General features: G+C 55.5%; 9 protein-coding genes. 2 read left to right on the forward strand and 7 right to left on the reverse strand.

What is annotated here, in order from left to right; translation table 11 throughout:
* Positions 1-229: 229 nt before the first annotated feature.
* From B2R17_RS20610 to B2R17_RS20625, 4 genes are read right to left on the reverse strand one after another with little or no spacing between them, the layout of a single operon-like run.
* On the reverse strand, positions 230-2,245 hold the full coding sequence (locus B2R17_RS20610; RefSeq protein WP_008656162.1) for an ATP-dependent helicase: 2,016 nt from the start codon (positions 2,243-2,245) through the stop codon (positions 230-232).
* 25 nt (positions 2,246-2,270) lie between these two features.
* Positions 2,271-2,516 (reverse strand): 50S ribosomal protein L27, encoded by a 246-nt coding sequence (gene rpmA / locus B2R17_RS20615; RefSeq protein WP_007327901.1) that lies wholly within the window; start codon positions 2,514-2,516, stop codon positions 2,271-2,273.
* 58 nt (positions 2,517-2,574) lie between these two features.
* Positions 2,575-3,645 (reverse strand): hypothetical protein, encoded by a 1,071-nt coding sequence (locus tag B2R17_RS20620; protein ID WP_008656158.1) that lies wholly within the window; start codon positions 3,643-3,645, stop codon positions 2,575-2,577.
* Positions 3,646-3,657: 12 nt separating this feature from the next.
* Entirely contained in the window at positions 3,658-5,268 is a 1,611-nt protein-coding gene (locus B2R17_RS20625; RefSeq protein ID WP_286765464.1) for a hypothetical protein, read from the reverse strand.
* 763 nt (positions 5,269-6,031) lie between these two features.
* On the opposite strand from B2R17_RS20625, the gene B2R17_RS20630 reads away from it, so the two are divergent.
* Both B2R17_RS20630 and B2R17_RS20635 read left to right on the forward strand, forming a co-directional pair.
* On the forward strand, positions 6,032-7,705 hold the full coding sequence (locus tag B2R17_RS20630; RefSeq protein WP_007331910.1) for a sigma-70 family RNA polymerase sigma factor: 1,674 nt from the start codon (positions 6,032-6,034) through the stop codon (positions 7,703-7,705).
* An 83-nt stretch (positions 7,706-7,788) separates the two neighbouring features.
* Entirely contained in the window at positions 7,789-9,222 is a 1,434-nt protein-coding gene (locus B2R17_RS20635; protein ID WP_286765465.1) for a sulfatase-like hydrolase/transferase, read from the forward strand.
* A 365-nt stretch (positions 9,223-9,587) separates the two neighbouring features.
* Here the strand turns inward: B2R17_RS20635 and B2R17_RS20640 are convergent, their stop codons facing one another.
* The 3 genes from B2R17_RS20640 to B2R17_RS20650 form a co-directional block, all read right to left on the reverse strand.
* Entirely contained in the window at positions 9,588-10,397 is an 810-nt protein-coding gene (locus tag B2R17_RS20640; RefSeq protein WP_236616178.1) for a hypothetical protein, read from the reverse strand.
* A 647-nt stretch (positions 10,398-11,044) separates the two neighbouring features.
* Complete coding sequence (locus tag B2R17_RS20645) at positions 11,045-12,094, reverse strand: DMT family transporter (protein ID WP_286765466.1); 1,050 nt, start codon at positions 12,092-12,094, stop codon at positions 11,045-11,047.
* 12 nt (positions 12,095-12,106) lie between these two features.
* Entirely contained in the window at positions 12,107-13,414 is a 1,308-nt protein-coding gene (locus B2R17_RS20650; protein ID WP_008656135.1) for a DUF1501 domain-containing protein, read from the reverse strand.
* Positions 13,415-13,419: the final 5 nt, after the last annotated feature.

The raw sequence follows: 13,419 nt of genomic DNA on the forward strand, positions 1-13,419 counted from the left end.
GTTCAGGCGTAGAGGTCGTGTATTTTTTTGATGCCGCTTTTCGCCTGATTTACACACCGCGTACCCCTCCCGAAACGAAGTTTGGGGAGAGGTCGAGCGACGCCGTTCAGGCGTACGCGAGGGTGAGGGCCGAGCATGGGAAGTGCCCCGTGTTACCCTCCCCGAGCCAAAGCCGAACGATCTTCTGAAGAACAAGCCATCGCTGAAGCAACGTCTTCAACTCCACACGTTACGACCGTGACGCGCCCTGTTTCCGCTTGCGATACTTGTTTGGATTGTCGGCCTGCCCGGTGATCTCGTACAGGAACATGCTCGGCTTGGTCGGACGAGGCTTGCCCCATTTACGACGCGTCAAAGCCAGCGACATCGTCAACTGATCTTGGGCGCGTGTGATGCCGACGTAGCACAAACGCCGCTCTTCGGCGATGTCTTCTTCCATCCCGCCTTTCAGCGTTCGGCTGTGGGGCAAAATGCCATCTTCCATCCCGACCATGTAAACGACCGGGAACTCCAGTCCTTTGGCCGCGTGCATGGTCAGCAACCACACCGCGTTCTTCATCGCCAACTTGTCCTTCTCGCTGCCCATCTCTCGACCGGCCAATGCGATGTCGGACAAGAAACCCGACAAATCAGGCTCTTCATTCTTGTCTTCGTAAGCCGCGACCGCGTTGGCGACTTCGCCGATCGATGCCATGCGTGATTCACGCTCATCGGGTTGATCGTAAAGCCGAGCGATTTCATCGGCGTAGGCGGTCCGCTGCAACAGCGTCTCCAGACCCTCCCGCATCGTTTCGTTTGCCAACCGTTGCTGCACATCGCCCAGCAACTGCTTCAGCTGATCGATTCCCCGAAGAGCCGCCGGGGTCAGATCCGCAACTGATTCAGGATCATTCATCACCTGCCAAACGGGGATGCCCTTCGACACGGCACGATCGACCAACATCCGCACGGACTTGTTACTCAGTCCGCGAGCGGGCGTGTTGATCACGCGCAACAACGAGATCTCATCGTCGGGCTGATTGATCCATTTCAAATACGCAACGATGTCACGGACTTCACGTCGGTCAAAGAACGACTGGCTACCCAACATCACGTACGGCACATCATGCTTTCGCAACTCCGTCTCGAACAAACGAGGCTGTTCGTTGGTGCGAAACAGGATGGCGATGTCTTTGGGCTGGATGTGTTCGTTTTCAATCAGGTGCTTGATCTCACGAACGACCGTCTCGGCCTCAGCTTGCTCATCCTTGTGCTGCACAATCCGAGGACGCTTGCCTGACGGGCGAAACGGTTTGAGCACCTTGTCGTGACGAACCGTGTTGAAATCAATCAGCGTGTTGGCCATCTCAAGGATGGCACCGGTGCTGCGATAGTTGTCTTCCAACCAAACCACTTCCGCGTCCGGCCAATCCTTGCTGAAGCTAAGGATGTGCGACACGTCCGCACCGCGCCACGCATAGATCGATTGATCATCGTCGCCGACGACGCAAAGGTTCCGATGCACCTCAGTCAGGTGTTTGGTGATCCGGTACTGACTGCCATTGGTGTCTTGATATTCGTCAACCAAGACGTGGTCATACTTGCCCGCTTCGCGATCGCGAATATCGGTGTGCTCGGCGAACAACGTCTCGGTGTGCAGCAGCAGATCGTCGAAATCCATGGCCCCGCGAGCACGCAGACCATTTTGATATCGGCGGTAACCAGACGCTGCGAAATGCTCTTTGTCGGTGCTCGCGATGCTCATCGCTTGTTCCGGAAACACGGACGCACTCTTCCAACCACTGATGATCGAAAGCATGTCACCGGGTTTCAAAGCCGTGTTCGGCAACCGCAACTCACGCAGAATCGCCCGCGCGAGGGACTCTTGGTCACTGCGGTCGTAGATCGCGAAAGTCGCGGGAAATCCGATCGCGGGCGCATGCTCGCGGAGGATCCTCACGCACTGAGCATGGAACGTGCTGATGGTGGGCTTCGGCGGGCCCTTTTGGCCACGTTTCCGTTTTTGATTCTTGTAGCCCAGCAGTTCGCCGACGCGATCCTGCATTTCACCAGCCGCTTTGTTGGTGAACGTCACCGCCAAGATGCGATCAGGCTTCACGCCGTGCTTGATCAGATTCGCAATGCGAAACGTCACGACGCGGGTTTTTCCCGTGCCAGCACCGGCGAGCACCAGAAGCGGGCCAGACAATGTCTGCACCGCTTTGGCTTGTGGCGGGTTCAGACCCGCAACATCAAACGTGCTCAAGGAAGAAGAGTCAGCCGGTTTTTATTCAGGCAACGTCAATGTTGACGCGACGACCTTCGCGGTCAAAACGGACTTTGCCGTCGACCAATGCGAACAAAGTGTAGTCGTTGCCCATTCCAACACCGGCACCTGGATGGAACTTCGTTCCAACCTGACGGACCAAGATGTTGCCGGCGATAACGGCTTCACCGCCGAATTTCTTGACACCACGACGTTGCGCGTTGCTGTCACGACCGTTGCGGCTGCTGCCCTGACCCTTTTTGTGTGCCATCGAAGTTCTGCGTTTTGATCAGTGAGAAATGGTTGTAGATTTTTGAGAGGGCGAGAGATTAGCGGAACGTCCACGTGTAATCAAGTCGTTGTTCCAGCCCATATTGATCCAGCATGTATTTTTGCTCTTCCGGATCCGAATACGCGGGCACGCCAAAGCGAACGCGATCTTCCGTTTGGTCCATTCTGTCGCCGGGGCGATAGAAGTTCAACGTCAACGCTTTGCGGCGATACGGTGCGTCTTCGCCTTCACCGTCCTGTTCGAATGCATTCGTCAAACCGAACACGTCGATTGAGAAGAAATCCAAACCGGGTTCCACGTCCACCCAAGTCGCCACCCCCCAAACGCCAGGTGCGCTCTCGTCGGAGGTTCGTGGAATTTTGACCGTGCTGATATCGACCGAATTGTGCAGTGGAGCGGTGATTTGCTCACGAATCGCGATGCGATCGCGGGCGATCGGTAGAATTTGATCGACATAACTGCGATCGCTTTCGTGATCCCTCAGCACCAACATCGGAAAGAACCGGCGGGAGCTGTAGCTGACCGATTCGATTCGCTGGTAGATCGGATTGTCCGGATCGTCAACGGCGGGACGCAAATCGCCGCCGCGGTAACGAACGCGATACACCATGTAATGCACCAATTTGCGTTGCAATCGGCCGTCAGGACGAGGCAGATCGAGGTACATCTGGCGAAGTGGTTTGAACGAAAACTCAAAGCAAAAAATTTCGCGACGCAAAATCACTTGCTTCGCCATTTCTTCCAGCGTGCGCGAGCGTGGCTCGAAATGAGGCTCGCCGTTGGGATGATTGTCGCTCTGCCAAGCGATCTCGGGATGGCTGTTGATAATCGATTTCAGCGTCAGTGGACCATCGAAGGTTTCCTTCGGATCCGGAGCCGGTGGAATCGCGGTCACAACTCCCGGTGCGAATTCAGTTTGCACCTTGGCCGACGGAGCAGCCTCTTGTGCGTGTGCGGAGCCACAAATGGTGCTCGCCGAGACGCACATCGCGACAGCGACGATCGATTTTTGGCTCCATCGCGCCATCACGCCGGTCCAGCCCCACCGCGGCGGCAAGCCGGCCGAAGAGGCGTCCAAAGATCGAGTTCGTGTGGCGATGATTGACATGAAAAGCCGTCGTTAACGCTTGGTCGTGGGAAGGTCACTGGCTGAGATTACGTGCTCCGGACGATTTTTGCTCGGAGCAACCAGGTCAGCCGGCTCTAATCTTAATTGCTGACCGGCCGAGGAAGCTGTTTCCGTGCCGTCCAAGCCGGATTTTTCTGCTGGATCCAGCTCGATTTCCTCGCCCGCGGTGACCGCCGGGCCGGACCACTGCAACGATGCCGCCAATTGGACGTCCGAACCGCTCAAATCATTCACGCTGTCGCCTTCCATCGTCAGGGTGGCCTGGACGCGGCGACCCGAATCGTCACTGAAGTGCATCATAATCCACTGGATCGGAATCCCCTCGACTTCGCCCGTCGCGGTGACGTGCAAAACTCGTAGGCCGGAGTCAGACAACTGCTCTTCGGACCGCACCAATTGGTCGAGCTGCTTGTCCAAAGTTCGCTGAACGTCGGCTTCGAATGCCTCCAGCGTCAACTGATTGCCTTCCGGAAGACGCGGCAGCGACCGCAGATTGCACTGAGCGATGCTTTGCTCGTTCTCAATCATTCGCAGGATCGCCTGTCCGGCGCCGTCCTGCATGATCCGCCAACGACGGTCCAGAAGCGCGTTGACGCCGATTTTCTCGCAATCCACTGCCATCAGCATTCGGTCCGATGGTGGTGGCGAGTCAAAATCGACGGCGACCGCGGAAGCGGGCAAAACCTGAGGTATTTCAAGCGGTTTGCGGATCATTCGAATCGTCGCGGTGACGTCGAATCCAGGTTCCGCCATTCCAATTTCGCGAGTCTCGTGGATCGCGACTGCCGCCCAAGTGACGGTCCGAGTGGAATGCTGGAACGTCAATTTGCCCAACACTCGCAATTGCGTTGGAACACCGCTGACCGAACCATCCATCTTTCCTTGAAACTGCAACTTCGCGTTGCTGGCATCGTTGGAAACCAAACTGATTTCGACGTCGCTTTTGACGACGCCACTCAGGTTGAAAGCCGATGCCAAATCATTCGAATCCAACGCAACCTTTTCGCCAATCGACAACGTTTGAGTCGGCAGAAGCCGGTCCAGTGCGACGCTGGCGATGGGGGTCCGCAGGAGATCCAATTCGTCGTGATTCAAGTAATCGTCGGAGGCATAAATCGCCTCCGGCAATGTGTCACGACGAGCCACCACGAGGCCCAAATTGTCACGCAATTCGGTGGTCTGATCCATCCGGCTCAACCGGCTCACGCCCTGAGCCGAGTGGTAGTGCCGTTCGGCGGCAATGATGGGCGATTCCATATCGGCGTTTTTGGGTCGCAGATAACGCTCTTCGTAGTCCAATGCGACTTTCGCCGTGATCGGCAATTGCTGTTTGGTGCTCGGTTTCGCCGTCAATGCGAGCAACGGATCCTTGGTCAGATTGACGTTTCCTTTGACGTCCATCTCCATTCGAACGCGGTAGAGTCCGAGGTCGAGACGCGGCCGAAGAATCACGTCGTTCGTCGATGAACCTGCCGCGGAGGCGATTTGGCTCGTTCCTAATGTCCCTGCCATGCCGCCGATTGCGACCAAGCGTCCCAGGAACGCACGGCGAGATGCGGGCGAAGAATTCGGAGTGGCACGTTTGGAAGTCGAATTCGTCATGATCTATTCAGCGGATTGGCGGCAGAGTCGAAAATCGCACGACCGCATCGCAGCAGCGGTCTCAATCTGTTCAATCGGCTCGACCGGTTCTCGCGGTTGATCCGATCTCGTCCTTCTTGCCGGCTTTCTCATTGTGAGACCGCCAAAGTTTCAAACTGATTGTAAACTTTGCACTTTTTTGACAGCGACAAGGACACTTGCCGCACGCTCAAAAATTTTGTGCCAGCGAAAACCAAGCGTTTTGCGGGACACTTGCAAAGTCAAATGCGATTTTCGACTTTGGGAGCATCGTTTGGCCTGAAACTTTCACTAGTGACCCTCCGTCCTGATTTGGGCAGGGTAGCCGCGCATTTCGACAGGTTCACTTTCGGTTTGACATTGGGTCAACGAGGGGAACTTGGCGACGTGTCGGAGACGAAAAAACTCGTCTTTTTCGCTATCAACGGTGGTCTCAGCGAACTCTCGACGAGATCACACGCTCTAATCAGTACAGCCCACGAAGTCTGCCGAAATTCAGTGCTCTGATGCCCGGTTTTCTTCAACTGGCGTGGCACGGAGTCGCGCCGGAAGAGACGGTGGTGAGAAATTGGATGGTTTTTGAGAGCCCCCTTTTTGGTGGTTCCAAAGACAAAGTCTCCCCGCCCGATCTAACCGATCGTCTTATGGATAAGGCGACCTCCGGGCAAATTGGATTGACGTGCTGACGACCCGCCGGGGTCGCATGGACAACGGCACGGACAATCTGGCATGGGAAACCTAGATTATGCATACGTCTTACCGAAACATTGCTGTCAAAGAACTTCGCGATCAATTGTCTCGCTTTAGCCCCCGAGCCAAGAAGATCGAACAGTCGTTGTTGGCCGAAAAATTGCTGTCGGAAATTCAGCCCGATCGCGATTATTCGATGGATTACGTCACGTTCCGCATCACCAATTACCGTCCCGAATCATCGCTGCGACAAACAATCGCGTCGGCTGATTTGGTGCACGACCTGCGTTTGCTAATCGAAGACTTGTCGGATTCGGCCGATATCGGTGCCAACGAAGCCGGCGAACACGTGCACACCGTGGCCGACCTCAGCCGCAATTTCCACGTCTCAACCAAAACAATCAGCCGCTGGCGTGACGCCGGTTTGGTCAGTCGCAAATTCTTGTTTGGCAAACGAAAACGCGTTGGCTTTCTCAACAGCAGCGTCGATCGATTCATCGCCAACAACCGCGACAAAGTCCGTCGCGGCGAACGATTCAGCCAACTGACCGACAACGAAAAGACCGAGATGGTCGAACGTGCTCGGCAATTGGTCGAGGGAGGCGCCACCTTCGCCGAAGTGATCCAGCAAATCGCGACGATCATGCATCGCTCGCCTGAAACGGTTCGCTACACGCTGAAGAATTTCGACGCCAAGAATCGCCAACTGGCCATTTTCCCTCATCACCGCGAAACACTCAGCGACGAAGACAAGCGAGTCATTCACCAATTGCAATTGCACGGTGCGACCATCCCGCAATTGTGCAAACGGTTCAAACGAACTCGAACAAGCATCCAGCGGATCTTGAACGAAGTTCGGATGCAGCATTTGCTCGAGATGCCGCTTGAGTACATCTACAACGAAGACTTCGAAGACACGTCTCGCGAAAGCGAGTACTTGGCTGAGATGCCTGTTTCCGAAACCGCTCGTAAAGTGCGAGCCCCTTCGGAATTGCCGAGCTACTTGGCTGCGTTGTACGACGTGCCGCTGTTGACGCGGGAACAAGAGGGTCACCTCTTCCGCAAAATGAACTACCTGAAACACCGTGCGAACAAACTGCGTCAATCGTTGACAGACGCCGATCGCATGGACACGGCAGTGATGGACCAAATCCAATCGCTGTACGAAGAAGCGGTCAAGGTCAAGAACAAGATCGTGCAAGCGAACTTGCGTTTGGTGGTTTCCATCGCGAAACGCCACGTCGCATCGGCGGAAGATTTCTTCTCGCTGATCAGCGACGGCAACATGTCCTTGATCCGAGCAGTCGAGAAATTCGATTACTCGCGAGGCAACAAGTTCAGCACCTACGCCTCATGGGCGATCATGAAGAACTTCGCTCGGACCATTCCGAATGAATTCAAACATCGCGATCGCTTCCGAGCAACGCCGGACGAGATGTTCGTCGCACATCAAGACGAACGCTTGGACCCGTACTTGGAAGAGACCGTCCAGCTGCAACGTCAACGTGAGTTGGCTCGCATCTTGGATCGCCTGGATGAACGCGAACAAAAGATCATCACCGCTCGCTTTGGTCTGCAACGCGGCGTGGAACCTTTGACCTTGAAAGAGGTCGGCGAAGAAATGGGCGTGACCAAAGAACGAGTTCGTCAATTGGAAGCTCGTGCACTGAGCAAACTTCGCGACGCAGCACGAGATGCCAAGATTGACGTCGAACTCGGTGCCAGCTGAACTCCATCGAGTTCACCCAAAGCAAATTCATTGAGCTAGACTGGGAGGCTTCCCCACTCCCTTCCCACCTAGCTTTTTTGCTCATGCCTCGCTCAATGATCGCAGCGTGCCTCGCTCTAGGCACGCTTTTCCTCAACCTCTCCGCTGCTCAATCTTTCGCGGATGATCGCCCCAACATCATCTTCATTTTCGCAGATGACCTTTGCTTTGATTCCATCGCGGAACTTGGCAATGAAGAGGTTGAGACTCCCAACCTCGATCGCCTCGCTCGCGAAGGCACGTCGTTCAATCACGCCTACAACATGGGCTCGTGGAGCGGTGCCGTTTGCCTCGCCAGCCGCACAATGCTGAACTCGGGACGTTTTGTTTGGCAAGCACAGGAAATCTACAACCAATCCGAACAGGAACGTCAGGAAGGACGCTGGTGGGGCGAGATGATGAAGTCCGCCGGCTACCGTACCTACATGACTGGTAAGTGGCACTGCCGGGCAAACGCCGAGAAATCATTTGACGTCGTTCGAGATACCCGCCCCGGCATGCCCAAAGATTTCCCGGAAGGCTACAACCGGCCGATTGAGGGCCAACCCGATCCGTGGTCGCCATCGGATCCCAAGTGGGGCGGATTCTGGGAAGGCGGCACGCACTGGAGCGAGGTCATCGCCAACCACTCCGATGACTTCTTCGCCGACGCGGCCAAGCACGACCAACCCACGTTCATGTACTTGGCCTTCAACGCCACTCACGACCCCCGGCAGGCTCCGCAGGAATACCTCGACAAATACCCTGCGGAAAACATCTTGGTTCCTGCAAACTACCAGCCACTGCATCCCTATGCGGAAGAAATTGGATGTGGACGCAAACTTCGAGATGAGCGTCTGGCGCCGTTTCCACGAACCGAATACGCCGTTCGAGTTCATCGTCGCGAGTACTACGCGTTGCTAACGCACATGGACGCGATGATCGGCCGCATCCTCGATTCGGTCGAAGCATCCGGAGAAGCCGACAACACATGGATTTTCTTCACTGCTGATCATGGCCTCGCAGTCGGCCAACATGGTCTTCTCGGAAAGCAGAACCCGTACGACCACAGCGTTCGCGTGCCGTTTCTCGTCAAAGGCCCTGGCATTAAAGCGGGCGCACGAATTGAAGAACCGATCTACCTGCAAGACGTGATGCCGACAACATTGCAACTAGCAAAGATCGAGAAACCCGATCACGTTGACTTCCACAGCGTGCTTCCATTGATGGACGGAGGCGTAACACCGTACCCAGCCATCTACGGCGCCTACCTGAATCTGCAACGCAGCATTCGCACACCCGAGCACAAACTCATCGTGTTCCCCAAAGCCCAAACGGTAGAACTGTTTGACATGCAAAACGATCCCGGCGAGCAAACCAACCTGGCCACCAATCCCGCCATGCAACCGATCGTCAAACACCTCTTCGAGCAACTCCAAAGCCTGCAAAAAGAACTCGGCGACAACCTCGAACTTTCCAGCGAACTGATCGGCTCCTAAAGAGATGGATTACCAAAAGCTGTTTGGCGTCTTACGGCAAAGCAGACAACCTACCGCCTCTGAATCGAAAACGTTTCAGGGGCGGTTCCACCAAAGAAAGAACCGCCTCAATCGCGCCCCGCAGCGACACCACCAACGAAGCAACTCTCCCATCCCGCCAATCGAAAACTACCACCGCTCAGAACTCTTCGGCAACATCGACACGGGCGAAAAGCTCGCTGACAAATACGACCTGTGGGCCAAACTACCCTCAAGACGAAGGCCCACGTGACCCAACCAACCTCATTTGACCCCCGTCCAATTTTTCTAGCCCGTCCCATTTTTCTAGCCGTCCACGAATGACTCAAAGCTTGGTGGGTGGCACATCAGGCTGGAACCAGGAGTTTTCGCCCGAAACCACCAGGTTGCTTGCTTGCCTGTTCACAAAGCAAGCGAATTGTCCCGTGCTGCGTTGCATTCGCCTGAAGTGACCAGAGTGCGGCTCCCTTGCTCGCCAAGTGCAGTTTCAGTGGTTCGTCCATGGCTTGCAAAATTCGCGAACAGGTTTCATTTTGGTCTTTGATCGCCAGCCATAGAAACAGATCGGAATCACCTGGCGTCATGACCTCCCAGCGGGCATCTTCCGACAACTTTCCGATTCCAATTCCAAATTGTTGAAGCTCAGTGCGTTCCGCATCGGACAATTGAAAATCAGTCGCGTCGCTGGAGAGCGTTTCATTGAGGAATTCACGAGTCCGGTCGTCACGGTCCAGCACTGCAACAATCTTCTCGATGACTTCCGTTTTCCCGGTCACTAGAAATTCCGCCCAACACAGATCCATCTCACCGGGCGACTGAATCGAATCGGGCAGGTACTTCGCTTCACGAAGCTCGTTGGGGGGATCGACAATCAAGTCAATCGCTTGACGCAACGGACCGGATTCCTGGGACCGGATCTCCTGCAATCGTGCATGAGCCTCCGGATAGACCTCCGCAATTCGCACGAACATCAACATGATCGTCGGGTTCTCATCGAACAATCGTTGCCCGACCGCATAGCGCAACGCCATCCAAACCGATTCCGCATCAAAGCGACGATAGACCCCTGATGTCACCTCGGCAAATTTCGTCGAATCGAGATTGGGTTCGGTTGAACGTGCAGCTGAACTCTGGGCATCGGCTGATTCGTGAGACATGTTGGTTTCGGCAGGGAAGGTGCGTTCGGTTCGGTGACCGCCAGGATCGTCATCCCGAGGACGGGGCACCAAGATTACACATCCGAAGGGGCTGCGGAAGAACACTCGCGTCCGCCGGTGCGTTCAATCTCGCAGCCAGAATGCCCATCGAATTCCCTGTGTCAGGGTGCCCCCTTTGCGGCTCGCTGAAGGATGTCAGCGCAGCACGGTTCTGTCGCGTCACATTTTCTCGCGTGGTCACGGAGTGAGAGCAGCCGTGAATCGGTTAGAAGATGTGAGGTTAGAAAATGAGTTGTGTGGTGATAAGGCTGGTTGCTCAATCTTTGGGTTGGACGCTGCTTTGGACTGCGTAGGTTTTGTTCCACGACTTCGCCCCAACGGGGCAGCCCTATGCCAGCCCAGGGCAACGCCCTGGGTTGTGACGGCACCAAGATTGCAAAGCCCCAACGGGGGCGGTGCTAGCAATTTCTGGGGAGTCTCTGTTAGTGAAAAGACATTCCGATGCAAGAGCATCGGTTTCCCAAGGCAAGAGGTTTGAAGTTGCGTTCTTGGTTCTGGGAGTGGTGACAGAGCCCTTGCCGGGACTGTGAAGCTTCGGTTCGGACGGCCACGTGACGGCACCGTTTAGGACAGTTCTCGCGTATTCATCACGCTTCCTTTGATGGCCAGAGTGCCAGCAAGTTGGCGAGGATCAGGATGGTTCCGCCGAGCACGAGTTCAAAGGTTAACGTTTCGTTTGCGTACTGGACGGCACACCAAACACTGAGCAGCCCGGGAACAAACATGGCCCAGGTGGACGCCATCAGAGGCTCCAGGGTGTAGAGCACCGATGCTTGCGTCGGTGACACGCTAGGTTGAAATCGATTCATCAGCGAGAACGCGACCAACGACGGAAAGATCGAAAGCAACACGATCAGAACGTAGAACCTCGGCTGAATCGTCAATGCGTACCATCCCGCGCTAGCCGAATCGATTGCCGATACCTCAGGGATGCTGGGCTGGATCAGCGCAAGGAACAGCAACGCCAACACGGCGGTGGTTCCGAACATCGATGGTGTGAACGCAAGCGAATCCAATCGCTTTCCAAACCAATCGACCGCAACGATCTGGCCGCTGAAGAACAGCACCGCCAGCAGCGTCAGCGTGTCGCCAGTTTTCCATTGCCCAAGTCCATCGGGTGCGAAACGTAGGCCGCCGTCGGCCCACTGCAGCAATCCAGTCAGAATCGCCACACCGAACAAGGAAACTCCGGCGGCGAGCAAAACGATTACTCGTGGACGTTTTCGTTCAAAAAGCGTTGCGAGAACGGGCGTCCAAACCACAGCGAGGCTGGTCAGGAACCCGCTGCGAGATGCGGGAATGGTCGATAGCCCGGATACTTGCAACACCATGCCGATGACGAACAAGCAACCGATCGCGACTCCGGCGAGGAAGTGCGGCCAGCGAACGCGTCTCATCACACCCCGGCAACAGATCGCGAACATCGCGAAGGCCAATGTAAATCGCAAACCGATCATCCACGCGGATGCCGCGGCCCGAAAAGCTCCAGAGGCCGTGTGCTCATCCACACCAAAGTGTTCGTCAGCGAGAAGATTCAACGTCTTCATGAAGGGGAAAGAAGATCCCCACAAAACGTTGACAACGACCAACGCCAGAACAGCACGACGATGCGAGACCAACTGAGCTGTTTCTGACAATGGGAGCTTACATCAGGCAAGAAGTTCGGGGATGGGATCGTCGTCGCCCCCGATCTTAAAGGGACGTCCGTTGGGCGCGAAGAACTCCTCGTCCAACGGCAATCCGGCCGCCGCAGCGATGGTCTTGTTGAACGATGAAACGCTGACCGGGTATTCATCGACATAGCTGCCGTGCTTGTCCGATGCCCCCAACACTTGGCCACCCTTGATTCCGGCACCTGCCAACAAGCTGCAGAACACTCCGGGATGGTGATCCCGACCCGCATTCGCATTGATCTTGGGCTTTCGCCCAAACTCGGTCGTTAAAACCACGAGCGTTTCATCCAGCAATCCCTTCGAGTGAAGGTCGCGAAGCAAAAAGCCCATCCCGTCATCGACCTGGGTCGCCTTCTCATCCAAACGCGAATAGAGGTCTTGGTGCATGTCCCATCCGCCGAAATTGACCTCGACAAACCGAGCTCCCGATTCCACCAAACGGCGTGCGAGCAAGCAACCTTGGCCAAACGAATTGCGACCATAGGCATCGCGGATCTTTGCATCTTCTTCGTTCAGATCGAAGACCTTCAAATGCTCGCTTCCCATCAGCTTGCGAGTCTCCAGGTAAAGCTGGTTGTAGGCTTCGACGTCGTTGTTCGTGCGCTGTGACTGAAACGATTTGTCGAATCGGTTGGCCAAAGCCAATCGTCGGTAAAACAGTTTCTCATCCAGATACTTTGGCAATTTGATGTTTTGCAAACCAGAGTTTGCATTCGCAATCGGGACGGGCGAGAGCGCCGGCGGCAAGAAGCCGGCCCCCGGATGCCGGTTGCCGCTGCCGATCAAAAAGTTGCCCGGCAGTTCTCTGTTTGCGCGACCTTGTCGATCCACCATCCACGCTCCCATACCGGGATGCTGAATCGAATTGATTTGCTTGTACGCGGTCCGCATCAAATAGCGGCCTTGTTCGTGAGCCCCGGTTTCTGTCGACAAGGACCGAACCGTCGCGATTGCACCTGCTAGGTACGACAGCTTTGGAAATCGGTCGCCAAACTGAATGCCGGGAACTCGCGTTGAGATCGGTTTCGTCTCCCCCGCCTCCTCCACGCCTTCTTTCGGATCAAAGGTATCCAAGTGTGACATCGCACCATCCATGAACAGATAGATGATGTGCTTGGCTTTCTTGGCGGATGCCGATGCCGCATGTGCACGGTTTTGAGGCGACAGCTCATCCCACCACGGTCCACCTAGCATGCCACCGGCGAACGACACGCCGAGTGTTTGCTTTGCCAATCGTTTGATGAATCGTCGTCGATCTTCCAGGGTGAATTCAATTCCGGCCATGATTC

The organism is Rhodopirellula sp. UBA1907 (genome assembly GCF_002337565.1).
GTDB classification, from domain to species: Bacteria; Planctomycetota; Planctomycetia; order Pirellulales; family Pirellulaceae; genus Rhodopirellula; species Rhodopirellula europaea.

Excerpts from the sequence above, each read along its gene's own strand:
- B2R17_RS20630 (WP_007331910.1), top strand. The coding sequence starts at position 6,032 with ATGCATACGTCTTACCGAAACATTGCTGTCAAAGAACTTCGCGATCAA.
- B2R17_RS20640 (WP_236616178.1), bottom strand. The coding sequence starts at position 10,397 with ATGTCTCACGAATCAGCCGATGCCCAGAGTTCAGCTGCACGTTCAACC.
- B2R17_RS20635 (WP_286765465.1), top strand. The coding sequence starts at position 7,789 with ATGCCTCGCTCAATGATCGCAGCGTGCCTCGCTCTAGGCACGCTTTTC.
- rpmA (WP_007327901.1), bottom strand. The coding sequence starts at position 2,516 with ATGGCACACAAAAAGGGTCAGGGCAGCAGCCGCAACGGTCGTGACAGC.
- B2R17_RS20650 (WP_008656135.1), bottom strand. The coding sequence starts at position 13,414 with ATGGCCGGAATTGAATTCACCCTGGAAGATCGACGACGATTCATCAAA.
- B2R17_RS20625 (WP_286765464.1), bottom strand. The coding sequence starts at position 5,268 with ATGACGAATTCGACTTCCAAACGTGCCACTCCGAATTCTTCGCCCGCA.
- B2R17_RS20620 (WP_008656158.1), bottom strand. The coding sequence starts at position 3,645 with ATGTCAATCATCGCCACACGAACTCGATCTTTGGACGCCTCTTCGGCC.